The 23,858-nt window shown below is 74.0% G+C and carries 27 protein-coding genes; 12 read left to right on the top strand and 15 right to left on the bottom strand.

Translation table 11 applies throughout. The features are described 5' to 3' along the window. Positions 1-31 precede the first annotated feature (31 nt). The 3 genes from sodN to ACLQ2U_RS23935 all read left to right on the top strand — a co-directional run bounded on the left by sodN (position 32) and on the right by ACLQ2U_RS23935 (position 1,397). Complete coding sequence (gene sodN, locus ACLQ2U_RS23945; protein WP_425752978.1) at positions 32-436, top strand: superoxide dismutase, Ni; 405 nt, start codon at positions 32-34, stop codon at positions 434-436. Positions 437-501: 65 nt separating this feature from the next. Beyond that, on the top strand, positions 502-993 hold the full coding sequence (locus tag ACLQ2U_RS23940; RefSeq protein ID WP_425753000.1) for a GNAT family N-acetyltransferase: 492 nt from the start codon (positions 502-504) through the stop codon (positions 991-993). Then, on the top strand, positions 990-1,397 hold the full coding sequence (locus ACLQ2U_RS23935) for an ATP-binding protein (protein ID WP_425752977.1): 408 nt from the start codon (positions 990-992) through the stop codon (positions 1,395-1,397). The genes ACLQ2U_RS23940 and ACLQ2U_RS23935 overlap by 4 nt, the downstream gene beginning before the upstream one ends. Before the next feature lie 36 nt (positions 1,398-1,433). Here ACLQ2U_RS23935 and ACLQ2U_RS23930 read toward each other — a convergent pair whose 3' ends face one another. Continuing rightward, positions 1,434-1,823, bottom strand: a complete 390-nt coding sequence (locus tag ACLQ2U_RS23930; RefSeq protein ID WP_425752976.1) for a hypothetical protein — start codon at positions 1,821-1,823, stop codon at positions 1,434-1,436. Between the two features lie 43 nt (positions 1,824-1,866). Here ACLQ2U_RS23930 and ACLQ2U_RS23925 point away from each other — a divergent pair, with 43 nt between their 5' ends. Both ACLQ2U_RS23925 and ACLQ2U_RS23920 read left to right on the top strand, forming a co-directional pair. Continuing rightward, positions 1,867-2,817 (top strand): diacylglycerol/lipid kinase family protein, encoded by a 951-nt coding sequence (locus ACLQ2U_RS23925; protein WP_425752975.1) that lies wholly within the window; start codon positions 1,867-1,869, stop codon positions 2,815-2,817. Positions 2,818-3,262: 445 nt separating this feature from the next. Further along, complete coding sequence (locus ACLQ2U_RS23920; RefSeq protein WP_350933261.1) at positions 3,263-3,520, top strand: WhiB family transcriptional regulator; 258 nt, start codon at positions 3,263-3,265, stop codon at positions 3,518-3,520. Positions 3,521-3,639: 119 nt separating this feature from the next. Here ACLQ2U_RS23920 and ACLQ2U_RS23915 read toward each other — a convergent pair whose 3' ends face one another. The 4 genes from ACLQ2U_RS23915 to ACLQ2U_RS23900 form a co-directional block, all read right to left on the bottom strand. Further along, positions 3,640-4,392 (bottom strand): sirohydrochlorin chelatase, encoded by a 753-nt coding sequence (locus ACLQ2U_RS23915; RefSeq protein ID WP_425752999.1) that lies wholly within the window; start codon positions 4,390-4,392, stop codon positions 3,640-3,642. Positions 4,393-4,493: 101 nt separating this feature from the next. Next, the gene (locus ACLQ2U_RS23910) at positions 4,494-5,255 is read right to left on the bottom strand and encodes a phosphoadenylyl-sulfate reductase (protein WP_425752974.1); all 762 of its coding nucleotides are present in this window, start codon (positions 5,253-5,255) and stop codon (positions 4,494-4,496) included. Further along, complete coding sequence (locus tag ACLQ2U_RS23905) at positions 5,252-5,410, bottom strand: hypothetical protein (RefSeq protein ID WP_334490093.1); 159 nt, start codon at positions 5,408-5,410, stop codon at positions 5,252-5,254. The genes ACLQ2U_RS23910 and ACLQ2U_RS23905 overlap by 4 nt, the downstream gene beginning before the upstream one ends. Beyond that, positions 5,407-7,119 carry a nitrite/sulfite reductase gene (locus ACLQ2U_RS23900; RefSeq protein WP_425752973.1) on the bottom strand — a complete coding sequence of 571 codons (1,713 nt, stop codon included), beginning with the start codon at positions 7,117-7,119 and terminating at the stop codon, positions 5,407-5,409. The genes ACLQ2U_RS23905 and ACLQ2U_RS23900 overlap by 4 nt, the downstream gene beginning before the upstream one ends. A 350-nt stretch (positions 7,120-7,469) precedes the next feature. Between ACLQ2U_RS23900 and ACLQ2U_RS23895 the strand changes: the two genes are divergently transcribed. Beyond that, complete coding sequence (locus ACLQ2U_RS23895; protein WP_425752972.1) at positions 7,470-7,925, top strand: hypothetical protein; 456 nt, start codon at positions 7,470-7,472, stop codon at positions 7,923-7,925. A 150-nt stretch (positions 7,926-8,075) separates the two neighbouring features. Continuing rightward, positions 8,076-9,599 carry a glycosyltransferase family 39 protein gene (locus ACLQ2U_RS23890; RefSeq protein WP_425752971.1) on the top strand — a complete coding sequence of 508 codons (1,524 nt, stop codon included), beginning with the start codon at positions 8,076-8,078 and terminating at the stop codon, positions 9,597-9,599. Positions 9,600-9,644: 45 nt separating this feature from the next. Here the strand turns inward: ACLQ2U_RS23890 and ACLQ2U_RS23885 are convergent, their stop codons facing one another. After that, a complete protein-coding gene (locus ACLQ2U_RS23885; RefSeq protein WP_425752970.1) occupies positions 9,645-11,228 on the bottom strand; it encodes a histidine kinase N-terminal domain-containing protein in 1,584 nt (527 codons plus the stop codon). Between the two features lie 25 nt (positions 11,229-11,253). Continuing rightward, positions 11,254-12,285, bottom strand: a complete 1,032-nt coding sequence (locus tag ACLQ2U_RS23880; RefSeq protein ID WP_425752997.1) for an SIS domain-containing protein — start codon at positions 12,283-12,285, stop codon at positions 11,254-11,256. A 184-nt stretch (positions 12,286-12,469) separates the two neighbouring features. Between ACLQ2U_RS23880 and ACLQ2U_RS23875 the strand changes: the two genes are divergently transcribed. Then, positions 12,470-14,302 (top strand): tetratricopeptide repeat protein, encoded by a 1,833-nt coding sequence (locus ACLQ2U_RS23875; protein WP_425752969.1) that lies wholly within the window; start codon positions 12,470-12,472, stop codon positions 14,300-14,302. 78 nt (positions 14,303-14,380) lie between these two features. Here ACLQ2U_RS23875 and ACLQ2U_RS23870 read toward each other — a convergent pair whose 3' ends face one another. Beyond that, positions 14,381-15,970, bottom strand: a complete 1,590-nt coding sequence (locus ACLQ2U_RS23870; RefSeq protein ID WP_425752967.1) for an MDR family MFS transporter — start codon at positions 15,968-15,970, stop codon at positions 14,381-14,383. A gap of 111 nt (positions 15,971-16,081) precedes the next feature. Here ACLQ2U_RS23870 and ACLQ2U_RS23865 point away from each other — a divergent pair, with 111 nt between their 5' ends. Continuing rightward, positions 16,082-16,666: a TetR/AcrR family transcriptional regulator gene (locus ACLQ2U_RS23865; protein WP_425752966.1), complete on the top strand. Its 585-nt coding sequence runs from the start codon at positions 16,082-16,084 to the stop codon at positions 16,664-16,666. On the opposite strand, the gene ACLQ2U_RS23860 is transcribed toward ACLQ2U_RS23865, so the two are convergent. Together ACLQ2U_RS23860 and ACLQ2U_RS23855 are read right to left on the bottom strand one after the other, a co-directional pair. Then, positions 16,657-17,169 (bottom strand): GNAT family N-acetyltransferase, encoded by a 513-nt coding sequence (locus tag ACLQ2U_RS23860; RefSeq protein WP_425752965.1) that lies wholly within the window; start codon positions 17,167-17,169, stop codon positions 16,657-16,659. The genes ACLQ2U_RS23865 and ACLQ2U_RS23860 overlap by 10 nt on opposite strands. After that, positions 17,166-17,381: a biotin/lipoyl-binding carrier protein gene (locus ACLQ2U_RS23855; RefSeq protein ID WP_088973021.1), complete on the bottom strand. Its 216-nt coding sequence runs from the start codon at positions 17,379-17,381 to the stop codon at positions 17,166-17,168. The genes ACLQ2U_RS23860 and ACLQ2U_RS23855 overlap by 4 nt, the downstream gene beginning before the upstream one ends. Before the next feature lie 267 nt (positions 17,382-17,648). Between ACLQ2U_RS23855 and ACLQ2U_RS23850 the strand changes: the two genes are divergently transcribed. Beyond that, a complete protein-coding gene (locus ACLQ2U_RS23850) occupies positions 17,649-17,723 on the top strand; it encodes a 50S ribosomal protein bL37 (protein WP_369814844.1) in 75 nt (24 codons plus the stop codon). A 110-nt stretch (positions 17,724-17,833) separates the two neighbouring features. On the opposite strand, the gene rsrA is transcribed toward ACLQ2U_RS23850, so the two are convergent. The 5 genes from rsrA to ACLQ2U_RS23825 all read right to left on the bottom strand — a co-directional run bounded on the left by rsrA (position 17,834) and on the right by ACLQ2U_RS23825 (position 21,325). Further along, a complete protein-coding gene (rsrA, locus tag ACLQ2U_RS23845; RefSeq protein ID WP_425752964.1) occupies positions 17,834-18,121 on the bottom strand; it encodes a mycothiol system anti-sigma-R factor in 288 nt (95 codons plus the stop codon). 1 nt (position 18,122) lies between these two features. Then, positions 18,123-18,941, bottom strand: coding sequence for a sigma-70 family RNA polymerase sigma factor (locus tag ACLQ2U_RS23840; RefSeq protein ID WP_425752963.1), 819 nt, complete (start codon positions 18,939-18,941; stop codon positions 18,123-18,125). A 261-nt stretch (positions 18,942-19,202) separates the two neighbouring features. Next, a complete protein-coding gene (locus ACLQ2U_RS23835) occupies positions 19,203-19,853 on the bottom strand; it encodes an alpha/beta family hydrolase (RefSeq protein WP_425752962.1) in 651 nt (216 codons plus the stop codon). Between the two features lie 181 nt (positions 19,854-20,034). Continuing rightward, positions 20,035-20,427: a WhiB family transcriptional regulator gene (locus ACLQ2U_RS23830; protein ID WP_425752960.1), complete on the bottom strand. Its 393-nt coding sequence runs from the start codon at positions 20,425-20,427 to the stop codon at positions 20,035-20,037. Positions 20,428-20,626: 199 nt separating this feature from the next. Continuing rightward, positions 20,627-21,325 (bottom strand): SOS response-associated peptidase, encoded by a 699-nt coding sequence (locus ACLQ2U_RS23825; protein WP_425752959.1) that lies wholly within the window; start codon positions 21,323-21,325, stop codon positions 20,627-20,629. A gap of 102 nt (positions 21,326-21,427) precedes the next feature. On the opposite strand from ACLQ2U_RS23825, the gene aroA reads away from it, so the two are divergent. Continuing rightward, complete coding sequence (gene aroA, locus ACLQ2U_RS23820; RefSeq protein ID WP_425752958.1) at positions 21,428-22,729, top strand: 3-phosphoshikimate 1-carboxyvinyltransferase; 1,302 nt, start codon at positions 21,428-21,430, stop codon at positions 22,727-22,729. Positions 22,730-22,850: 121 nt separating this feature from the next. Continuing rightward, complete coding sequence (gene rsgA, locus ACLQ2U_RS23815; RefSeq protein ID WP_425752957.1) at positions 22,851-23,837, top strand: ribosome small subunit-dependent GTPase A; 987 nt, start codon at positions 22,851-22,853, stop codon at positions 23,835-23,837. Positions 23,838-23,858: the final 21 nt, after the last annotated feature.

Raw genomic sequence — 23,858 nt, 5'->3', positions numbered from 1 at the left:
GATCATCGCAAACATCCCGTGGAGGACACTGATGCGACTTCCCCGCATCCTCATGCCCCGTTTGACCGCTAGCGCCCACTGCGACCTGCCCTGCGGCGTCTACGACCCGGCGCAGGCCCGGATCGAGGCCGAGTCGGTCAAAATGATCTGCGAGAAGTACCAGTCGAACACCGACCCGGAGTTCCGCACCCGGGCGATCCTGATCAAGGAGCAGCGGGCCGACCTGGTCAAGCACCACCTGTGGGTGCTCTGGACCGACTACTTCAAGCCGGCCCACTTCGAGAAGTACCCGCACCTGCACCAGCTCTTCAACGAGGCCACCAAGGCGGCCGGCGCGGCCGGCGCCAAGGGCGCGACCGACCCGGTCAAGGCCGACGAGCTGCTGCAGAAGATCGACGAGATCTCGAAGATCTTCTGGGAGACCAAGAAGGCGTGACCCTGGCTCCCCAGGCATCGACGATCCGGCCGGCACGTCCCGAGGACGCGCCGGCCGTCGTCGCGATGGTGCACGAGCTCGCCGACTACGAGCGCGCCGCCGACCAGTGCCGGCTCACCGAGGCGCAGCTGACCGCCGCCCTGTTCGGCCCCGCCCCGGCGCTCTTCGGCCACGTCGCGGTGGACGGGCACGACGAGCCGGTCGGCTTCGCGCTCTGGTTCCTCAACTTCTCCACCTGGGCCGGGGTGCACGGGATCTACCTGGAGGACCTCTACGTCCGCCCGGCGGCCCGGGGCACCGGGGCGGGCCGGGCGCTGCTGGCCGCGCTGGCCGCGATCTGCGTGGAGCGCGGCTACGAGCGCCTGGAGTGGTGGATGATCAACTGGAATCCGGCCGCCCGCTTCTACGCCTCGATCGGCGCGGTGCAGATGGACGAGTGGGTCCCGTACCGGCTCAGCGGGCCGGCGCTGCACGGCCTGGCCGCGCAGACGGTGACCGTCCCCACCCAACCGGAGGCCCGGGCGGGTAGAGTCCCCGACCGGGGGGATGAGGCGTGACTCAACTGACCGGCCAGCCGACGACCGACGACGACGTGGTGCACCTCACCGTGCCCGCCGACGGCGCCTACCTCGGCGTGCTCCGTACCGCCACGGCGGGTCTCGCGGCCCGCCTCCAGTTCGCCCTCGACGAGATCGAGGACCTGCGCATCGCGGTGGACGAGGCCTGCGCCATGCTGCTCGCCATCGCCACCCGCGACGCCGAGCTGTCCTGCCGCTTCGCGGTCACCGAGGACGCGCTGACCGTCGAGGTGACGGTGCCGACGGTGCGCGGCGCCACGCTCCCCGCGGAGTCCTCGTTCGCCTGGAAGGTGCTCACCGCGCTGACCACCGGCGCCGCGGCCACGGCGGACGCCGGCCAGGCCACCATCTCGCTGCTGACCCGCCGCTCCTCCGGCTGGTGAGCCCGGGTCGCCGCGCCGCGCGCGGCGACCGGCGGCTCACCCGACGCCGAGGGCCCGCGTGGTGGGCGGGCTGACCAGCAGCGCGCAGACGCCGACGCCGAGCACCATCAGCGGTACGCCGAGCCAGCCCATGCCGCCCTGGATCATGAACCAGCCGACCGGCAGCAGCATCAGCTGGAGCACCATGGCCGGCGCCCGGGCACCGGCCCGGCGGCGGGCCAGTGCCCCGCCGAGCGCCCAGAGCGCGACGGCCCCGGCGACGGCGAACCCGGTCACGAACAGTGCCGACACCAGGTCGGTCCTGGCGGCGGTGAGGTCCGCCCAGATCAGCCAGCCGGCGAGCAGCGCCAGGGCGACCGCCTCGCCCCGCAGCAGGCGTACGGCCCACCGCAGGGTGTCGGGAACCGGGCCGGAGTCGATGGTCACGCGCGCCACGATACCCGCGCCCCGTCGCGGTACAGTGCCGCCCATGCGGGCCGTCCTGGTGGTCAATCCGAAGGCCACCACCACCAGCGAGCGCAGCCGGGACGTGCTGGTCCGGGCGCTGCGCAGCGAAGTAGACCTGTCGGTGCGGTACACCCGCCGGCGGGGCCACGCCACGGATCTGGCCCGGGAGGCGGCCGAGGAGGGCGTCGACGTGGTCGTCACCCTGGGTGGTGACGGCACGGTCAACGAGGTGGTCAACGGCCTGATGGCGGCCCAGCCGCCGACGTTCCGCACCGGCGGCACCTCGGCGGAGCGGCTGCCCGCCCTGGCCACCGTCCCGGGTGGCTCGACCAACGTCTTCGCCCGCGCCCTGGGCCTGCCCCGGGAGTGGCCGGAGGGCACCAGCATGATCCTGGAGGGGCTGCGGCTGGGCCGGTCCCGGACGATCGGGCTGGGCCGGGCCGACGACCGCTACTTCACCTTCTGCGCTGGCTTCGGGGTGGACGCGGCGGTGATCCACCGGGTGGAGCAGGCCCGGAAACGGGGGCGGGTCTCCACCCCGGCGCTCTACTTCCGCTCGACGCTCAGCCAGTACTTCCTGGCCTCCGACCGCCGGCATCCCGCGATCAACCTGGAGCGGCCCGGTGAGGCGGCAGAGGGCGAGCTGGCCACGGTCATCATCCAGAACACCGCGCCCTGGACGTACCTGGGCGAGCGGGAGATCAACCCGAATCCGGAGGCGTCGTTCGACCTCGGGCTCGACGTGATGGCGCTGCGTCAGCTCCGGGTCGCCAGCACCGCACGGACCGTGAGGCAGTCCGTGTCCCGCCACCCCGATCCGCGCGGCCGGCAGGTGCTGCGGCTGCACGACGTCGCCGAGTTCACGCTGCTCTCGGCTCGACCGCAGGCCTTCCAGCTGGACGGCGACTACCTCGGCGAGCGGGAAAAGGTCAGATTCACCTCCGTACCCGACGCACTCAGAGTAATCTGCTGAGGTTCGGGTAACCCCCTAGGTTGAGCGGCTCTGGCCACTGCGCGACGGTGGCCGCCACGCCGAGGGATAGGTGCCGGAAATGTCAGCAATGTCACGCGGACTGTACTATATTGATCCTCGACTGTGGCACGGCGGGTAACCAGGGACGCCTGAAACCCGGACAAAAGGGTCGTGAGCTTGCTCACCGTGCGGAGTTTTTCCGAGCGTCACCCTTGACATCGACAGTGTTCGTGAAAGTATTCACAAGCGAACTTGAGTTACCGGGACATTGCCTGGATATGCTCGGCAGGTTGAGCTGTTCCAGCAGGTCCCAGGTGCCAACAGAGCCTGCTCACGCACTGCCGAATAGTCGGACGCGAACCGTCACGACCGGCACTGCGGATGCGTATAAGGGAAAAGCACTAGCGTTATCTGCCACCCATCCAGAATGAGGAGTGTTGCCGCCATGGACTGGCGCCACCATGCTGTCTGCCGCGACGAGGACCCGGAGCTGTTCTTCCCGATCGGGACGTCCGGTCCGGCTCTCCTGCAGGTCGAGCAGGCCAAGGCCGTCTGCCGGCGCTGCTCCGTGACCGACGAGTGCCTGCAGTGGGCGCTCGAGTCCGGTCAGGACGCCGGCGTCTGGGGCGGGATGAGCGAGGAGGAGCGCCGCGCGGTCAAGCGCCGCGGCGGTCTCCGGGTGCTGCGCGCTCACTCCGCCTGACCGATCACACAGCCGTACGCCCCGGTGGGTTCCGACCCGCCGGGGCGTTCTGCTGTCCGCTCCCGCACACCCGTCCGATACCCCGCCGCCGGCACCTTTGATCATGGTGGCGAGACTGATCACAGCGACGCCCCCGCGTCGACCCGGCGGAGCACCAGATCGGCCAGCTCCGGCGCGTCGGTCAGCGGCCCGCTGACCGCCACCGCCCCGGCGTCCCGGGCCGCCGCCACCACCGCGTCGTGGAAGAGCCCCGGCGCCAGGAAGTACGCCGACACCGCCACCCGCCGGGCGCCCGTAGCCCGCAGCCGGGCCACCGCGGCGCCGGCCGCCGACGGGGCCGCCGAGGCGTACGCCACCCGGCAGGGCACCGCGAACTGATCGCCCAGCGCCGCGGCGACCCGCCCCACCGAGCCCCGGGCCCGGGGGTCCCGGGTGCCCGCCGCCGCCAGCACCAGCGCGTCCACGCCGCTCGGCTCCGCCTCGGCCAGCCGCCGGCGCAGCCCGGCCAGCAGCCCCGGGGCCACCGTGCCGTCGGCGGGGCCGAGCACGTCGGTGATGCGGACCGTCAGCTCCGGCGCGGCATCCCGGGCCGCCGCCACCGCCGCCGGGATGTCCACCCGGCGGTGGTACGCGGCGGTGAGCAGCAACGGCACCAGCACCGCGGCGTGGTGCCCGGCGGCGGCCAGCGCGCGCAGCACCTCCGTCGGCCCGGGCTCGGTGTGGTCCAGCCAGCTCGGCAGGACCGGGGTGCCGGGGCGGGCGGCCTCGACGGCCCGGGCGAGGGCGCGCGTCGCCTCCGCCGCCCGGGGATCCCGGCTGCCGTGGGCGACCAGCACCACCGGCGTGGTCCGCCCGGCGCCGCCGCCCCACACCGGCGCGGTCGCCCCCGCCCGGCCCGCCGACCGGTCCGGGCCCGGCGTGGACGGCGTGGCACCCACCGGCGCGGCTGATCCCGCGCCGGACCCCGGCCCGGTCAGACGTGCAGGCCGCACTCGGTCTTCTCGAACATGGCCCAGCGGCCGGCCCGCGGGTCCTCCCCCGCCCTGGTGCGGCGGGTGCAGGGCCAGCAGCCGACCGAGCCGTAGCCCCGGCTGAACAGCTCGTTGACCGGGATGTCGTAGCGGGAGATGTAGGCGTCCACGTCGGCCTGGGTCCAGGCCGCGATCGGGTTGACCTTGACCTTGCCCCGCCGGGCGTCGAAGGTCACCACCGGGGTGTTGGCCCGGCTGGGCGACTCGTCCCGGCGCAGCCCGGCGGCCCAGGCGTCGTACCCGGACAGCGCCCGCTCCAGCGGCTCGACCTTGCGCAGCTGGCAGCAGTCGTCCGGGGAGCGGTTGAACAGCCGGGGGCCGTACTCGCCGTCCTGCTGGCCGACGGTGAGCCGGGGGCGGATGGAGCGGACGGTGACCGGCAGCCGCCGGGCCACCTCGTCCCGGACCCGCAGCGTCTCCGGGAAGTGCAGGCCGGTGTCGAGGAACAGCACGTCCACCCCGGGCGCGACCCGGGACACCAGGTGCGCGAGGACGGCGTCCGCCATCGAGCTGGTCACGCAGAACCGGTCGCCGAAGGTCTCGGCCGCCCAGCGGGCGATCTCCAGCGCGGGGGCGCCCTCCAGCTCCCGGCCGGCCGTCTCGGCCAGCGCGCGCAGCTCCTCTGGGTCGCGGCGGGCCGGGTCGGCCGGCTCGGGGCCGCCGAGCCCGACCAGGCCCAGGTTGGCGGCGGAGACGAGGTTCATCGCGTCACCGCCCGGCTGAGCAGGCCGGTGAACTTCACCGTGAAGACGCGGGCGCAGGCGTGGCACTCCCAGGCGCCGTGCCCGGCCTCGCTCGGCCGCAGGTCCTCCTCGCCGCAGTACGGGCAGTACAGCGGCGCGGAACGGGCGTCACTCATCGCAACTCCTCCTCGTCGACCCTGATCACCCAGTTGGCGAACGTCTCGCCCTCGGTCCGGCCGGCCAGGTAGCGGCGGGCCAGTCGTTCCACGTACTCCGGAAGCTCGTCGGCGGTGGTCTTCAGGCCGCGCAGCTTGCGGCCGAAGCCGGCGGTCTGCCCCTCGGCCATGCCGAGGCCGCCGCCGAGGTGCACCTGGAAGCCCTCCACCTGCCGGCCGTCCGGGCCGACCACCAGCTGGCCCTTGAGCCCGATGTCGGCGACCTGGGTGCGGGCGCAGGCGTTCGGGCAGCCGTTGAGGTGGATGGAGATGTCCGCGTCGAAGTCGCGCAGCCGCTCCTCCAGCCGGGCCACCAGCTCCTCGCCGCGGGCCTTGGTCTCGACGATGGCCAGCTTGCAGAACTCGATGCCGGTGCAGGCCATGGTGCCGCGCCGCCAGGCGGACGGCCGGGCCTCCAGGCCGATCCCCCGCAGCGCCTCCACCAGCGGCTCCGTCCGCTCCGGCGGCACGTCGAGCACCAGTAGCTTCTGGTACGGGGTGAGCCGTACCCGGTCGCTGCCGTGCGCCTCGACCACGTCGGCCAGCTTCGCGAGCTGCCCGCCGGAGACCCGCCCGACCACCGGGGCGGCCCCGACGTAGTGGCGGCCGTCGCGCTGCCGGTGCACCCCGATGTGGTCGACCTGCTTGTCGGGCAGGTGCGGGGCGGGGCCGTCCAGCAGGGTGCGGCCCAGGTACTCCTTCTCCAGCACCTCGCGGAAGCGCTCCACGCCCCAGTCGGCGACCAGGAACTTCAGCCGGGCCCGGTTGCGCAGCCGGCGGTAGCCGTAGTCGCGGAAGATGCCGACCACCCCGGCCCAGATGTCCGGCACCTCGGCCAGCGGCACCCAGACGCCGAGCCGCTTGGCCAGCATCGGGTTGGTGGAGAGGCCGCCGCCGACCCAGAGGTCGAAGCCGGGGCCGTGCTCCGGGTGGTCCACCCCGAGGAAGGCGATGTCGTTCGCCTCGTACGGGGTGTCGACCAGCCAGGAGATCGTTGTCTTGAACTTGCGCGGCAGGTTGGAGAACTGCTTGTCGCCGACGTACCGGCTGACGATCTCGTCGATCGCCGGGGTCGGGTCGAGCAGTTCGTCGCGGGCCACCCCGGCGACCGGGCTGCCCAGCACGATGCGCGGGCAGTCGCCGCACGCCTCGGTGGTCTGCAGCCCGACGGACTCCAGCCGGCGCCAGATCTCCGGCATGTCCTCGACCCGGATCCAGTGGTACTGGATGTTCTGCCGGTCGGTGATGTCGGCGGTGTCCCGGGCGAACTCGCGGGAGATGTCGGCGATCACCCGGAGCTGGGCGAGGGTGAGCTGCCCGCCGTCGACCCGGACCCGGAGCATGAAGAACTCGTCCTCGAGCTCGTGCGGCTCCAGCACGGCGGTGCGGCCGCCGTCGATGCCCGCCTTGCGCTGGGTGTAGAGCCCCCACCAGCGGAACCGGCCGCGCAGGTCCTGCGGGTCGATCGAGGCGAAGCCCCGGTGGGCGTAGATGTTCTCGATCCGGGCCCGGACGTTCAGCGGGTCGTCGTCCTTCTTGATCCGCTCGTTGGCGTTGAGCGGCTCGCGGTGGCCGAGCGCCCACTGCCCCTCGCCGCGGGGACGGCGGGGCGCCCGGGCGGCGGGCGCCGTCGGGGTCTCGGGGCGGGCCGGGGTGCTGCTGACCGCCATCGCGGCGTCCTCCGTTGTCTGCTGATGCCTCGGTGGGAGCGCGGACGCGGCGGCGGGCCCGTGGGACGGGCCGAGGACAACGGTGTCGAGACGGCCGGCGCGGAGAACGCGCCCGAGACGAATGGATCGGGCGTCGTCAGTGGGCCGGACAGATCGCGCTGCGCACGCGGCCGTAATCGACGTGGCGACGGGCCACGAAGCGGCGGACGACAGCGGCGGTCATGGGGTCATGCTGCCACACCCCGGGTGGGCCGACCAATGAGCGCGTGCCCCATCCCACATCGCGGGCCGCGCGTCGCGTCTCGGCGGTGGTACGCCGCCGCACCCCCCGGCAGAAGTGGACATCTCGCGTGACCGACCAGGACCAGCACTCCAGCCCCGCGCCCTCGGCATCCAGCCAGGCGGAGCAGCCCCGGAAGCGGCCGCGCCCCGTCGTGCTGATGGCCGTCCTGATCGGTGTGGTCCTGCTCGGCGCGGGCGGCGTCGTGGCGTACCAGCTCTCCGGCTCCCCAAGGGACGACGACAGCGGCGTGACCGCCTGCCGCTCGGCCGGCGTGGTGGTCCGGACCGACCGCGGCGAGGAAGTCACCCCGGCGGAGCTGAAGCGGGTTGGCGAACTCTTCCAGAGTTCCGGACACGAGGACCTGAAGTCGACCGGCGTGCTCGCCATCGGGCTGGCGCAGCGGGTCCAGCGAACCCGTGGTGCCGACGACCCGGGCGCGGCGCTCTACCGGGACCGGCTGCGGGAGGCCCTCCCCCGGCTCGCCGCCGCCTGCAAGGAGCACGGCGTCACCGTGAAGGCGTAGCCCGGGCGGCCCTGATCGGCAGACCGGCACGGCGAGCCACCACGTTGTGTGACGCTGCGGTATGTGACCGTTTCTTCTGTTCCACGGTCGGCCGGAGACGGCGGCCGGGTCGGCGGCAGACCGGGCGGACGAACGCGGTGGCCGCGACTGGTGTGGGTGTGGCCGACGCTGGCGACGCTGGTCGTCGGACTGGCCGGGATCGGCCACGCCCAGCCCTGGCGGGACGAGCTGGCGACCTGGAGCGCGGCCACCCGCCCGATCGGCGACCTGGTCCGGATGGCCGGCACGATCGACGCCGCCACCGGCCCGTACTACCTGCTCATGCACGGCTGGGTGGCAGTCTTCGGCGACTCGGTGACGGCGCTGCGGCTGCCCTCCGTGCTGGCGATGGCCGTGGCGGCCGGGCTGACCGCCCTACTCGGACAGTGGCTGCTCGGGACGCGGGCCGGCCTGCTCGCCGGCCTGCTCTTCGCCGTCCTCCCCGGCACCTCCCGGTACGCCCAGGAGGCCCGCCCGTACGCGCTGGCCACGTCCCTCGCCGTGCTCGCCACCCTGCTGCTGGTCGGCGCGCTGCGACGACCGGGGTGGGTGCGGTGGGCGGGCTACGCGGCCGCCGTCGCCGCGCTGGGCCTGGCCCACCTGATCGCGCTCACCCTGCTCGCCGCGCACGCCGTCGCGGTGCTGCTCGTCCAGTGGCGGGGAACCGCGGCGGCCGGCCTCGGCCCGGCGCCGGCCGCTGACCGGCGATCCACCCGATCGACGGACGGTCCGCCCGCTGGCAACCGCCCGGCCGACACCGGCGTCGACAGCGACCGGCCGGGAGACGACCGGCGAGGTCCGGTGCCGTGGCCCTGGCTGGTCGCGCTGCTGCCGGCCGTCGTGCTGGTCACCCCCCTGGCGCAGCTCGCCCGGGGACAACGGTCCCGGCAGCTCGACTGGGTGGACCCGGCCCGACTGACCGACCTGGCGGCGCTGCCGGGTGGGGTCGCGCAGAGCGGCGCGGTGGGCGGGCTGCTGCTGGGGCTCGCGGCGCTCGGCGCGGCACGGCTGGGCCGCCGGGCACTGCTGCCCGGGGCATGCGTGCTCGCGCCGGTGCTGCTGGTCTTCGCGGCCGGGCTGGTCGTACCCCTGTGGGTGCCGCGCTACCTGATCTTCACCGTGCCGTTCGGCTGCCTGCTGGCGGGTGCGGCGCTGGCGAGCGTGCCCCTGCCGCCCGCGCTCGCAGTGGTGGCGCTCGCCAGCCTGCTCGGCCTGCCCGACCAGGCGGCGCTGCGCCGCACCCACGAGTGGCCGCGCAGTGCGACGGTCGACTACGCCGGGGCCGCCCGGATCATCGGCGACGGTCAGCGCCCCGGCGACGCGATCGTCTACTCGCCCCGGGACAGCTGGCTCTTCCTCGACCTCGGCACCGAGTACCACCTGGCGCAACGGCGGCCCCGGGACGTCCTGGCGGTCCGCGACGAGCGGCAGCGCGCGGACCTGTGGGCCACCGAGTGTGCCCGGCCGACCGAGTGCCTGGCCGGCGTCCGGCGGGTCTGGCTGGTCGTCGCCGGGCGGCACCCCGATCCGGTCGGCGCGGTGCCGCAACCGAAGGCGGACGCGCTGCGCGACGGCTTCAGCGTCGAACGGGTCTGGCAGCGGCCCGGCCTGACCGTCGCGCTGCTCAGCCGCTGAGGGCGGCGCCCCGGACCGCGCGCCCGCGTCGTGGGCAGGACACGCTCAGCCGCTGAGCCGGTCGCTGGTCCGCGCCAGCGGGACGACCAGCACCGCCTCGGTGCCGCCGGCCGCGCCGTTTCGCAGCTCGATCGTGCCGCGCAGCTCCCCGGTGACCAGCGCCCGGACGATCTGCAGTCCCAGCCGGCTGCCGCTTTCGGCGTCGAACTCGGCCGGCAGGCCGCGCCCGTTGTCGGTCACCGACACGTGCAGCTGCTTGCGGAACCGGTGCGCCGACACCACCACCTCGGGCCGGTCCGGCTCCGGGCCGGCCGCACCGCCGAGGTCCGGGGCGGCGTCCGCGGCGGGCTCCGCCTCCTCACCGGCGGAGGCGGCCGGGAAGCCGTGCTCGACGGCGTTGAGCAGCAGCTCGTTGAGGACCATCACCAGCGAGGTGGCGATCTCGGCGGGGAGCACGCCGAAGCTGCCCTTGCGGCGCATCCCGACCGTCACCTCGGTCGCGGCGACCTCGGTCGCCGCGCTGGCCACCCGGTCGACGATGCCGTCGAACTCGACCGCCTCGTCGTTGGACATGGAGAGCGTCTCGTGCACCAGGGCGATCGAGGCGACCCGGCGTACCGACTCCTCCAGGGCGACCCGGGCCTCGGGCATGGAGACCCGGCGGGCCTGGAGGCGGAGCAGGGCGGCGACCGTCTGCAGGTTGTTCTTCACCCGGTGGTGAATCTCCCGGATGGTGGCGTCCTTGGTGATCAGGGCGCGGTCGCGGCGGCGTACCTCGGTGATGTCGCGGACCAGGACCAGCGCGCCGATCGGCACCCCGGCGGGCATCAGCGGCAGCGCCCGGGTGAGCATGGTGGCGCCCCGGGCGTCGATCTCCCGCCGGGGCGGCGCCTCGCCACGCAGCGCGGCGAGGATGCCGTTCGCCGCGTCGGTGCCTTCGAGCGGGTCCCCGGCCAGCCGGCGGTGCAGCTTGGCCAGGTCCTCCCCCACCAGGTGGGAGGCGTATCCGAGGCGCCGGTACGCCGACTGCGCGTTCGGGCTGGCGTAGGTGACCTTGCCGTTGGCGTCCAGCCGGACCAGCCCGTCGCCGACCCGGGGCGCGGAGGTGGTCTCGCCCGGGTGCCGGGGCGGCGGGAAGGTGCCGTCGGCGATCATCTGGGCCAGGTCGTCGGCGGTGGTGAGGTAGTTCAGCTCCAGCTGGCTGGGCGTCCGGGCGGTGGAGAGGTTGGTGTCCCGGCCGACCACTGCGATCACCTCGCCGGACTCCCCGTCGGCGGTGCGCAGCCGGACCGGGATCGCCTCGTGCCGGGCCGGCACGTCGCCGTACCAGACCGGGTCGCCCTCCCGCCAGATCCGGCCCTGCCGGTGGGCGACCTCCAGGTGCGCCACCTCAGGCCCGCCGACGATCCGCCCCACCTGGTCGTCCAGGTACGCCGTCGGCGCGGTCGTCGGCCGAACCTGGGCCACGCAGAGGTACGTCCCGTCGCCGTCGACCGGCACCCAGAGCAGCAGGTCGGCGAAGGAGAGATCGGAGAGCAGCTGCCAGTCCCCGGCGACCCGGTGCAGGTGGTCGATGTCGGCCGGGCGGAGCTGGGTGTGCTCCTCGGCGAGGTCGCGCAGCGTGGACACGCCCCACAGCGTGCCACGCCGCAGGTCACATCGTCGCGGTGACCTTCTTCAGGCCGCGGGGCGCGTCCGGGTCCTCGCCGCGGGCCAGCGCCAGCGCCAGCGCCAGCCGCTGCAACGGCAGGATGTCCAGCAGCGGGGCGTACCGCTCGTCGACCTCGGGGACGGCCATCCGGGTCGCCCCCTCGATCTCGGCGGAGCCGACCACCACCACGTCGGCCCGGCGCTCGCCGAGCCGGGGCAGCACCTCGCCCATCGACCGGCCGCCGGGGCCGGAACCGACCACGGCCAGCACCGGCACGTCCGGGTCGGTCATCGCGAGCGGGCCGTGCAGCAGGTCGGCGCCGGAGAAGGCGAGCGCGGGAAGGTAGGAGGTCTCCATCAGCTTCAGCGCCGCCTCGCGGGCGGTCGGGTACGCGTACCCGCGACCGGTGGTGACCAGCTGGCCGGCGAACCGGTAGCGCGGGGCGAGCTGGGCCGGGGTGGGGTCGGCCAGGGTGCGTTCGGCCAGCTCGGGCAGGGCCGCCAGGGCCGCCCGCTCGTCGGCCGGCAGCGCCCCGTCGCCGGCCCGGACGCCCTCGACCAGCATCAGCAGGGCGAGCAGCTCGGCGGTGTACGTCTTGGTGGCGGCGACCGCCCGCTCGTGCCCGGCGGCGATGTCGACACTCAGCTCGGCGACCTCGGCCAGCGCGGAGCCCGGGTTGTTGGTGACCGCGAGGGTGAGCGCGCCGGAGGCGCGGGCGGCCCGCAGCACCTCGGTGAGGTCGGGCGAGCCGCCGCTCTGGCTGACCCCGACGACCAGCGCGTCGGAGAGGTCGGGACGCGCCCCGTAGACGGTGACCGCGCTGGGCGAGGCGAGCCCGGCGGGGAGGCCGAGCCGGATCTCGGTGAGGTACGCGCCGTAGAGGGCGGCGTGGTCGGAGGTGCCCCGGGCGGTGAAGACCACGTGCCGGGGGCGCCGCTGCGCGACGACGGCCGCCACCCGGGCGATCTCCTCGGCGTGCTCGGCGGTGAGCAACCGGGCGTAGCCGGCGGGCTGCTCATCGATGTCGGCGGCCATCCCGGCCCCTGCAGGCGTCACGGAAGCTCCTCCCCTGCGCGGTTGCCGCGCGTTTCATGCTCATTCTTGCACGATTTATCGCCCCTGGGCAATCGTACGAGCATCAATGCGCAGTGAAGCATCGCTTCGGCGCAACATCCCCTAGGCTTGCCCAGCCCTGGCAACCGACGAGCGAGAGGTCGACGTGACGGAGGAGCGTGACGAACCCGCACTGACCGCGGCGGAGGAACTCGCCCTCGCCCGACTGGCGCTCGACGAGGGCGACCTGACGCACGCCGCCGGCCACCTCGCCGCCGCGCTGGTCCAGGCGCCCACGCTGCCCGAGGTGCACGAGACACTGACCCGGATCGCGGCGGCCTCCGGCGGCGACCTGGACCTCTTCCCGCTCGGCCAGCACGCCTTCGTCGGCGCGGTGGTGGCCCGGGCCCACCTGCTCGCCGCCGCCGGTCGCGCGGCCGAGGGGCTGGACCTGCTGGTCGCGGCCACCGGGCACGCGCCGGGCATGGACTGGGCGGGCGTGCCCTGGGTGACCGCGCCCCAGCTCGCCGAACGGCTCGACCCGGAACGCACCGCCCGGATCCTGATGCAGATCTGCGCGGTGGTGCCCGACCCGGCGCCCCGGGCCGCCCGGGGCCCGGTGCGGCCGTACCTCACCCTGGCCCGCAACGCGGTCGCCGCGCATCCGCGGCACGCCCTGCTGCTCGGCGCGGCGTCCGCGCTGGCCCGGCGCCTCGGCGAGGTCACCCTCGCCGTCACCTGGGCCAGCCGGGGGGTACGCGCGGAACCCTCCAAACTGGGCGAGGTCTGGCTCGGGTACGCGTACCGCAGCGCCGGCCGGACCCGGGACGCCCTCGCCGCCCTGGAACGGGCCGTCGGGCACGACCCGGACGACCTCGCGGTCTACGCGGACATCGCCGGCACCCTGGCCGACACCGGCCGGCTCGACCAGGCGCTCGACTGGATCGACCGGGCGCTCGCCCACGACCCGGACTTCGACTGCGCGGTGCACACCGCGCACCGGCTGCGCTTCCTGCGCGACGGCGACGTGGCCCACCTGGTCGCCCTCGCTGACTTCGTCCGGGACCATCCCGACGACAGCCACGAGCACGGCGACCTGGCCGAGTCCTGCCGGAGCCGGCCCTGGCTGGGCCAGGTCACCCCGGCGGCCGGCGCGATGGTCGACGCGCTGCGTCGCGCCCTCGCCGCCGACGGCGCGCCCGGCACGGCGGTACGGCTGGAGGCGCTGGAACCGCCGAGCGCGATGCGGACCGTCGCCGCAGCGGTACCCGGGCTCGACGTCGAGGTGACCGGAGTGGCCGACCCGGATCCGCGCGAGCCGCGCCGGGACACCACCTGCCAGCTCTGGCGCTACGACGGCACCACCGCCGCGCCCACCCTCCCGGTCCCCTCGGCGGCAGCCGCCGAGCGGGTACGCCAGCTCGCCCACCCGGCCTGGCCGCACCCGCCGGCCGCGTACGACGCGGCGGTCGGGCTGGCCACCCTGGAACTGACCGACCTGCTGGGGCTGCTGGTTCACCCGCCCGAGGCGCCGCCCACCGCGCTGGGCCGGGTCCTGGCCGGCCAGGACCCGTCGCTCTGGGTGCGGTGCGTGCAGGTCTGGGCCTGCCTCGGCCTGCTGCACCACCGCACCGACGAGCCGTGGCAGACCTCGACCCGGCGCCGGGTGCTGGTGGAGCTGGTCTGGGGTGTGGAGGACTGGATCACCGAGGCGGCGCTCTTCGCGCTGGTCACCGCCGCCTGGGTGGCTCCGGCGGTCCGCTCCGACGTGGCCGGAGTGGTGGCCGAACGGCTCTCCGACGTGGCGACGGTGGCCCGGGTCCGGCCGGTGCCGATCGCCGCCTCCCTGGCCCACCTGGCGCTGGCCACCCCGGGGCTGGACCCGGCCGCCACCGCGCTGGCCCACCAGCTGACCGGCGGCGCATCCGGCGGATCGTCCCGGCCCGGCGCGCTGCGCCGCCTCTGGGACCGCCTGACCGCCCCCTTCCGCCGCCCCTGACCGGGTTTCCCGGGCCCGAAGACGGCGACGGCCGCGTCGCACCCGGGAGGGACGACGCGGCCGCGACTGACCGACAGGTCAGGCCACCGAGGCCTTGCCGAGCGCGGTCTCGGCCTGCTCCTCCGGGGTCGCCCCGGCCGGCGGGGCGTCGTTGGTCGACCGGAGCGGCACCTCCTTGATGAACCAGGCGAGCACCGGCACCACGATGGTGAAGAGCACGGCCCACAGGAAGACGTGGGAGATCGCATCGGCCAGGCCGCCGAGGACCAGCTCACGCGCCTGCGCCGGCAGGTCCTTGAGCTTCTCCAGGTCCATCCCGCCGCCCTCGCCGGTGCCGCCGCTGAACGCGCCGCCGGCGGCCGAGTCGGCGAGCCGGTTGGCGAAGATCGCGCCGAAGAGCGAGATGCCGAACGAGCCGCCGATGGAACGGAAGAAGGTGGCCGCGCCGCTGGCCGCGCCGAGGTCCTTCTGCTCGACGCTGTTCTGCGCGATCAGCATCGAGGTCTGCATCAGGAAGCCCATGCCGACCCCGAGCACGATCATGTAGAGCGAGGACCCGGCCTTGCTGGTGCCCACGTCCAGCAGGCTCAGCAGCGCCAGGCCCGCGGTCATCACCACGCCGCCGACGATCGGGAAGATCCGGTAGCGGCCGGTCCTGGTGATCGCCCGACCGACCACCAGCGAGACCACCAGCATGCCGAACATCAGCGGGAGCAGCAGCAGGCCGCTGTTGGTGGCCGAGGCGCCCTGCACGGTCTGCTGGTAGAGCGGCAGGAAGTTCATCGCGCCGAACATCGCGAAGCCGAGCAGGAAGCCGATCACCGAGATCAGCGCGAAGTTGCGGTTGGCGAAGAGCCCGAGCGGCAGGATCGGCTCGGGGGCGCGGCGCTCGACGAACCCGAAGGCGACCAGGGCCGCCAGGGCCAGCACCGACAGGCCGAGGATCTGCGGGGACGCCCAGTCGTAGGAGTTGCCGCCCCAGGTGGTGACCAGCACGATCGCGGTGATGCCGACCGAGAGCAGCCCGGCGCCGAGCCAGTCGATCCTGTGCTCGGTGCGGTACTTCGGCAGGTGCATGGTGGTGGCCAGGACCAGCAGCGCGATGCCGCCGAGCGGCAGGTTGACGTAGAAGGCCCAGCGCCAGGAGAGGTTGTCGGTGATGAACCCGCCGACCAGCGGGCCGGCGACCATGGCGATGGCCATGATGCCGGCGATCATGCCCTGGTAGCGGCCCCGCTCGCGGGGCGGCACCAGGTCACCGATGATCGCCATCACGCCGACCATCAGGCCGCCGGCGCCGAGACCCTGCACCGCGCGGAACGCGATCAGCTCGACCATGCCGTTGCCGGCGCCGCCGAGCAGCTCCGAACCGGACATGCCGCAGAGCGCCGAGCCGACCAGGAAGATGACCACCGAGGTCAGGAAGACCGCCTTGCGGCCGTACAGGTCGCCGAGCTTGCCCCAGATCGGGGTGGAGACCGTGGTGCCCAGCACGTACGCGGTGACCACCCAGGTGAAGTGGTCGACGCCGCCGAACTCGCCGACGATCCGCGGCAGCGCGGTGCTGACGATCATGTTGTCGAGCATCGCGAGCATCATCGCGATCATCAGACCGAAGAGGACGACCCGCACGTTGGGTCTCGCCACCGCCTGGCTTTCCTGTTTCATGGGTAAGCTCCCCCGGAAAAGTGTCGCACTTACTTGCCGCCCGGCTAGTCACCTTACTAGCCGCACGGTAAGTTGGTCAGCAGGAACCGTCAAGCGAGTTGGGTGGTACGGGTGAGGGAGAGCACAGGCGGCACGCGGGAACGCATCCAGGCCGTCGCGCTGGAGCTCTTCACCGAGCAGGGGTACGAGAAGACCTCGCTGCGGGAGATCGCCGAGCGGCTGAACGTGACCAAGGCCGCCCTCTACTACCACTTCAAGAGCAAGGACGAGATCGTCAACAGCTTCGTCGAGGACCGGCTGCACCGGATGGACGAGCTGATCGCCTGGGCGCGGACGCAGCCGGCCAGCCTGGCCACCCGGCGGGCGCTGATCGCCCGGTACGCCGAGCCCATGTTCGCCAGCGAGCAGTCCTCGGTGATGCGCTTCTTCGAGCAGAACCAGACGGTGCTGAAGAGCCTCGCCGCCGGTCAGCAGATGCGCGAGCGGATGCTGGGGCTGGCCAACGAGCTGTGCCGGGGCGACGACTCACCCAGCGCCCAGCTGCGGGCCACGCTCTCGCTCTTCGCCGTGCACAGCAGCTGGTTCGCGGTACGCACCCCGAACATCACCGACGAGGAGCGGAAGAAGATCGCCCTCGACGTCGCCGACGAACTGCTCGCCGCGATCGGCCGACGGGACGACGCCGCTCAGGGCTGAGCGGACAGCTCCAGGCGCAGGCCCAGCAGCTCCACCCCGGGCACCGGCGACCAGTCCTTCGCCGGCGTACGGACGAAGCCGAGCCGTTCGTAGAGCCGACGGGCCGGGGCGGCCATGCCGTCCCGGACGCAGATGACCACCGCCGCGCAGCCCAGCGCGGCGGCCCGGTCGACGCACGCCCGGGCCAGGGCCTCCCCGGCGCCGCGGCCCTGGGCGGCCGGGTCGACGGCCAGCATCCGGAACTCGGCCTCACCCGGGCCGGAGAGCTCGGCGTACCGGCTGCCGGGCAGCACGAAGGTCACCGAGCCGACCACCTCGTCGGTGGCCTCATCGACGGCCACCAGCACCTCACCGTGGGCCACCCGGGCGGCCACGTCGGCGAGCGTCACGGCGTACCCGTGCTCGCCCTTGAGCTGCCCGTCCGCCTCGTACGCGGCGACCGTCAGCCGGGCGACCGCGGCGTGGTCCGCCGGGGTCGCAGGGCGGACCAGCAGGCCGGTCAATCGATCACGGCGATCAGGTCGCCGTCCTGCACGACGTCGCCCTCGTTCACCGCGAGCTGCTTGACCACGCCGTCGGACTCGGCGACGACCGGGATCTCCATCTTCATCGATTCGAGGATCACCAGGGTGTCCCCCTCGGACACGGTGTCCCCTGCCGACGCGACGACCTTCCAGACGTTGGCGACCATCTCGGCACGGATCTCCTCGGCCATCTCCCGGCCCTCCCTCTCGCGATTACCTGCCGACGTATCCAATCATGCGACGGCGGCCCGTGGGCGGGGAGCGGCCGGCAGCGCGGTTCCCGTCCACGGATTACCGCGAGATCGCGGAAACGCCCGCCGGCCCGGCGGCCCCGGCGGACGATGGCGGGTGCCGGCCGCACTAGCATCAGCGGGTCGGACCTGGCGCCGGGAGGACCGGCGCGTGCACCGGCGCCGAGTGTCGTGCCCAGGGATCCGACCCGTCACGAGGAGGTCAGCATGGCGAAGAAGTCTCGCAAGAAGAAGGCCCGTAAGAAGAGCGCCGCGAACCACGGCAAGCGCCCCAACTCCTGATCACGCGCGGCGGGGCGACCCGCCGTGGCGGTCAGCCGCCCCCGGCCCCGGCCGGACACGACGGTGGCCCGGGTCGGATCGACCCGGGCCACCGTGGTGCGTACGTACGCTCAGTCGGCGAGTTCGCGCGACTCGCTGGTCTCGAAGACCACCAGCTCGGTGAGGCGGACCCGCAGCCGCTCACGCAGCTCGTCGGGGGCGGTCTCGTTGCCACAGCAGCGGGCGACGAGCGCCTTCACCTCCTGCTCGATGCCGTACTCGCGCAGGCAGGGCCCGCACTCGTCGAGGTGGTGGCGGATCAGGCTGCGCCGTTCCTCGGCGCACTCCAGGTCCAGGTAGAGGTAGACCTCCGCGAGAACCTCGCGGCAGTCCGTCTCGTGCGGCTCTCCACAGCTCACGTCACACCTCCCGGCCGGCAGCGGCGGTCGAGCCCTTCGAGGACCGCGCGGAGCTGAACCCACGCTCCGCGGCGTACTGCTCGAGCAGCTTGCGCAGATTACGTCGGCCCCGGTGCAGGCGCGACATCACGGTGCCGATGGGCGTGCCCATGATGTCGGCGACCTCCTTGTACGAGAAGCCCTCGACGTCGGTCAGGTAGACCGCCAGGCGGAACTCCTCCGGCAGCTGCTGGAGGGCCGCCTTGACGTCGCTGTCGGGCAGCCGGTCGAGCGCCTCGGTCTCCGCTGAGCGGAGCCCCTTGGAGGTGTGCGACTCGGCCTCGGCGAGCTGCCAGTCGGTGATCTCGTCGGTGGGCGCCTGGATGGGCTGGCGCTGCCGCTTGCGGTAGGTGTTGATGTAGGTGTTGGTCAGGATCCGGTAGAGCCAGGCCTTCAGGTTGGTGCCCTGCTCGAACTGGTGGAAGGCGGCGTACGCCTTCAGGTACGTCTCCTGGACCAGGTCCTCGGCATCCGCCGGGTTACGCGTCATCCGCAGGCCGGCAGCGTAGAGCTGATCGACGAAGGGCATAGCGTCCCGCTCGAAGCGGGCCCTGCGCTCGTCCGTCTTCTCGGTGGTCAACCGCAGATCCCCTCGCGTCGGATGCTTTCCCGCCGAGGATACGCGGACGAACCGCCGCGCAGATTCGCTTTCGCCGGGTGTGCTGGTGCTCACCACGGCCGGGCTGTCCATGGTCGCGGGCCAGCCGGGGCCGTCGAGCAGCTGCCTGAGCTGCCGCGCTTCCCGTTCGTCCCGCTCCCGGCTCCGTGTCTCGGTCGGCACCGGTCACCCCCTCGCCAGATTTGTCGTCCGGGAGGGGTAACGCCCGGCGGAGGGCCGGACATTCCGCCGGCCGCCCCCGTTCCTGGCCCCGGCCTCGGTCGGACACCGGGGCTGGGACCAGGAAGGGCCTGGGAGGGACGGTCCCGACCGCCCGAACCGGGGCGGCCGACACCATCCGATGCAACGAGGGGCCACCGTGGGCGGAAACGGGCCTTTCGGCCCATCGCGCGCGCCACCGGCCATGCCCGAGGGCGTCAGCAGTCAAGATCGCGCTGGATCCTGGCAACAGTGCTGTCCCGAGTCCGCGGCCCAGCCCCGGCCGCGCAGCCAGGCGAGGACCGCGTCGGCCACCCCGGCCGGGTCCTTCCGCAGGTCGTGGCGCTCCCCGGGACGGACCACCACGCGGACGTGGTCGTCGGCGGCGGGCACCCCGAAGGGATCCCGGTCGCCGTTGACCACGAGCGTCGGTAACCCGGTGAGCAGTTCGTCCGCGCGCGAGCGCTCCGGCCGGCCCGGCGGATGCAGCGGGAAGGCCAGCGCAACCACCCCTACCGCGCCCACCGCGACCGCGGTGCGGCACGCCACCCGGGCGCCACTGGACCGCCCGCCGACGAGCACGGGCAGGTCCGGGTGCCGGGCGCGCAGCACGGCCAGCACCGCCGTCCACGCCTCGTCCAGGTGCCCGGCCGGGGCCGGCGCCCGCCGCCCGGCGGCCCGGTACGGCTGGGTCACCCGGGCCACCGCCACCCGCGCGCCGAGCGCCGCGTCGCGGACCGCGACCAGGTCCGGCGCGTCGACGTCACCGCCCGCCCCGTGCCCGATCACGAGCAGCGACGCCGGCGGACCGACGGGCAGGTCGGTGACGACCCGGGCCGGTCCGCGCGGGGTGTCGATGTCGTCGGTGTACGCCACCGCACCATTCTCCGCACCCGCGCCCCGTGGACCAGCCGCGCCCCGCGGACGCCGCCGCACCGCTCACCCGGGGCGCACCGGCTGGACGTGCCGCGCGGAGCGGCGCTCACCAGCACGATTGGAGGGTCCCCCACCACTCCGAGTAATCACCTCGACTCGGCCGCTGCGGCCGGCGGGGTGGTCAGCTCAGCGGCACCAGGGTGAGCAGGCGGTCCCGTACCGGCGGGCCGGCGTCGTCGGCCGCGTCCGGATCCGGCTGCACCTCGCTGCGCCAGGCGACCAGCATGGCGCGCCGTTCGCGCGGCGTGGTGCCGCCCCACACGCCGTGGCAGTCGCCGACCTCCAGCGCCCAGGCCAGGCACGAGCCCTGGACGTCGCAGCTGCGGCACAGCGCGACCGCCGCGTCGGCCGGTTCGTTGGGTGCCGGAAAGAACGTCTCCGGATCCACGCTCTGGCAGGTTCCTCTGGTCCGCCAGGCATCGTCGTGCCGACGCTCGCACAACGCCCGCAACAGTCGCGGATCTCGTCGTGCGGCGGCCACCTCGTGCGGACGGGGCATACGCGCCCGGGTCATCACACCCACCTCCCCCGTGGGACCGGCAAGATCGACGGGCATCGTTCACACCGCGTGAAGACGCTCCCAGTGCCGGCCCTGTGTTCTATCGCACTGGCGGAGTCGGGGACAAGGGGGTGCCAGAAAGATGACCAAACGTCCGGGCGACGTTTCGCCCGGAACTCTGGCAATTCGTGCGCGACAATGTCGCGAATGACGGTCAGAAGAGCGTCATTTCCTCCTCGACCCGCTCGCCGGCCACCGGCACCCGGGCGGTCAGCCCCGGCCCGTCGTTACGGACGTCGCCCACCGCTGGCCCGACCGGCCGGATCTCCAACCCCGCCAGCCACTCCGCCGAGGGCGGCGCGAGCAGCGGCGCGGGGTCGTCGGCCGGAGCGAGCCAGTCGGCCCAGCGCTCCAGGGGCAGCAGCAGCGGCATCCGGTCGTGCACCTCGGCCAGCTCCCCCACCGCGGCGGTGGTCAGCACGCTGAAGGTGAGCAGCGACTCCCAGCGCGACCAGATGCCGGCGAACGCCAGCACCGAACCGTCCCGCGGGGTCATGTAGTAGGGCTGCTTGCCGCCGCCGGGGCGGCGCACCCACTCGTACCAGCCGTCGGCCGGGACCAGGCAGCGTCGGCGGGCGAACGGGTCGGCGTACGCCCGGCTGGTGGCGACCGTCTCGACCCGTGCGTTGATCATGCGGGCCGCGCCGGCAGCCGAGCGGGACCAGTGCGGTACCAGGCCCCAGCGCCCGACCGACAGGGCCCGCCCGCCCTCGGGGTCCACCCGGACCAGCGGCACCGGATCGGTCGGCGCGACGTTGTGGTCGGGCACCAGCCGGCCGTCGATCTCGTCGTACGACTCGAACAGGGCACTCAGGTCGCCCGCGCTCCGCGTCGTCGCGTACCTCCCGCACATGGCGCCCACGCTAACCCCCCGGCGGCCTCCCGTTTGTCCCGCCAACCGGGAGTCGGCCCGACGGTCGGCTCCGCCGGCCGGTGGACTTGGCAGAATGTAACCGTGGGGAACCTGACCGCGACCCGGCCGCCGCAGCCGTGGACCGCACCGACCGCCAGCGATCCGGTGGCGGCGACGCTGCGCCTGCCCGGCTCCAAGTCGATGACCGCCCGGGCGCTGGTGCTGAGCGCGCTGGCCAGCGGCCCGTCGACCCTGCACGGGCCACTGCGCGCCCGGGACACCGAGCTGATGGCCGGCGGCCTGCGCGCGATGGGCGCGCACATGTCGATCTCCGACGACGAACGCTGGCTGGTCCGGCCCCATGCGCTGGTCGGGCCGGCGCACGTCGACGTCGGCCTGGCCGGCACGGTGATGCGCTTCGTGCCGCCGGTCGCCGGGCTGGCCGAGGGGCGGGTGACCTTCGACGGCGACCCGCAGGCCCGGGTCCGTCCGCTGGGCCCGCTGATCGGCGCGCTGCGCTCGCTCGGCGTCCGGATCGACGCCCCGGCGGCCGGCAGCCTGCCGCTGGTGGTCCTCGGCGCCGGCCGGGTGACCGGTGGCGAGGTGGTCATCGACGCCTCCGCCTCCAGCCAGCTCGTCTCCGGGCTGCTGCTCGCCGGGGCGCGCTTCGACCGGGGCGTGGTGGTCCGGCACGAGGGCCCGCCGGTCCCTTCCGCGCCGCACCTGCGGATGACCGTGCAGATGCTCCGGGCCGCCGGCGCGGCGGTCGACGACAGCGTCCCCGACGTCTGGACGGTGGAGCCCGGACCGCTGGCCGGGCGGGGCTGGGAGGTCGAGCCGGACCTCTCCGGCGCGGTCCCGTTCTTCGCCGCCGCGCTGGTCACCGGGGGCGAGGTGACCCTGCAGGGCTGGCCGCGCAGCAGCGCGCAGCCGGTCGAGCAGCTCCGCGCGCTGCTGCACCGGATGGGCGGCGAGGTGACCCTGGGCACCGCCGGGCTGACCGTCCGGGGCACCGGCGAGGTGCACGGCCTGGAAGCCGACCTCTCCGACGTCAGCGAGCTGACCCCGGCGCTGACCGCGCTGGCCATGCTCGCCGACTCGCCGTCCCGGTTCACCGGCATCGCGCACATCCGCGGCCACGAGACCGACCGGATCGCCGCGCTCGCCCGGGAGTTCGCCGCGCTCGGCGCCGACCTCACCGAGTCCGCGGACGGGCTGGAGATCCGGCCCCGGCCGCTGCGCGGCGGGACCTTCCGGACGTACGCCGACCACCGGATGGCGCACGCCGCCGCGGTGGCCGGGCTGGCCGTCCCGGGCATCGAGGTGGACGACGTGGCGTGCACCTCGAAGACCATGCCGGAGTTTCCGGCACTATGGTCGGCGATGGTGACCGGCAAGAGCTGACGCGGAAGAGGGGGCGGTCCTGGCGACCAAGAGGCGGGAGTACGACGAGGACGACGTACGGGTCCGGCCCGGGAAGTCCTCGCGTCCACGCACCCGTACCCGCCCCCGGCACGCCGACGCGGTGGACGGCTTCGTGATCGCCGTCGACCGGGGCCGCTACACCTGCGTCCGGCCGGACTCCGGGCCCGACGACCCGACCGTGACCGCCATGCGGGCGCGCGAGCTCGGGCGCAAGTCGGTGGTGGTCGGCGACCGGGTGGGGCTGGTCGGGGACACCTCCGGGGCGGTGGGCGCGCTGGCCCGGATCGTCCGGATCACCGAGCGCCGCTCGGTGCTGCGGCGTACCGCCGACGACGACGAGACCACCGCCGAGGGTCGGCTGGAGCGGGTCGTGGTCGCCAACGCCGACCAGTTGGTGATCGTCAGCGCGCTGGCCGACCCGCCGCCGCGCACCGGCTTCATCGACCGCTGCCTGGTCGCCGCGTACGACGCCGACGTCGAGCCGCTGCTCTGCCTGACCAAGGCCGACCTGGCCGGCCCGGAGGCGGTGCTCGGCTACTACGCCGAGCTTGAACTGCCGTACGTGCTGATCCGCCCGGACTCCGACCTCGACGCGCTGCGCGCGCTGCTCGCCGGCCGGATATCGGTCATGGTGGGGCACTCCGGGGTGGGCAAGTCGACGCTGGTCAACCGCCTGGTTCCGGAGGCGGCCCGGGCGGTCGGCACGGTCAGCGCGATCGGCCGGGGCCGGCACACCTCGACCAGCGCGGTGGCGCTGCGCCTGCCGGCCGGTCCGGGCGCCGACGGCGACCCCGGCTGGATCATCGACACCCCCGGGATCCGCAGCTTCGGCCTGGCCCACGTCTCGGCGGAAAGCCTGCTGCACGGCTTCCCCGACCTGGTCGAGGGGACGATGGACTGCCCGCCGAACTGCCCGCACACGCCCGACGAGGCGGACTGCGCGCTGGACGCCTGGGTGTCCGCCGGCAAGGCCGACCCGCGCCGGCTGGCGTCGTACCGCCGGCTGCTGGCCTCCCGGGCCGGCGAGGGCGGCCCACGCGTCGAGGCCGACCAGCGCAATCCCGGCGACCCGCTGGCCGGGTCGTGACCGGCGCCGCCGCCCGCCGGG

Source organism: Micromonospora sp. DT47, assembly GCF_049844475.1.
Classification (GTDB): domain Bacteria; phylum Actinomycetota; class Actinomycetes; order Mycobacteriales; family Micromonosporaceae; genus Micromonospora.
The sequence above is the reverse complement of the archived record's forward strand: the minus strand, read 5'-3'. Positions and strand labels throughout refer to the sequence as shown.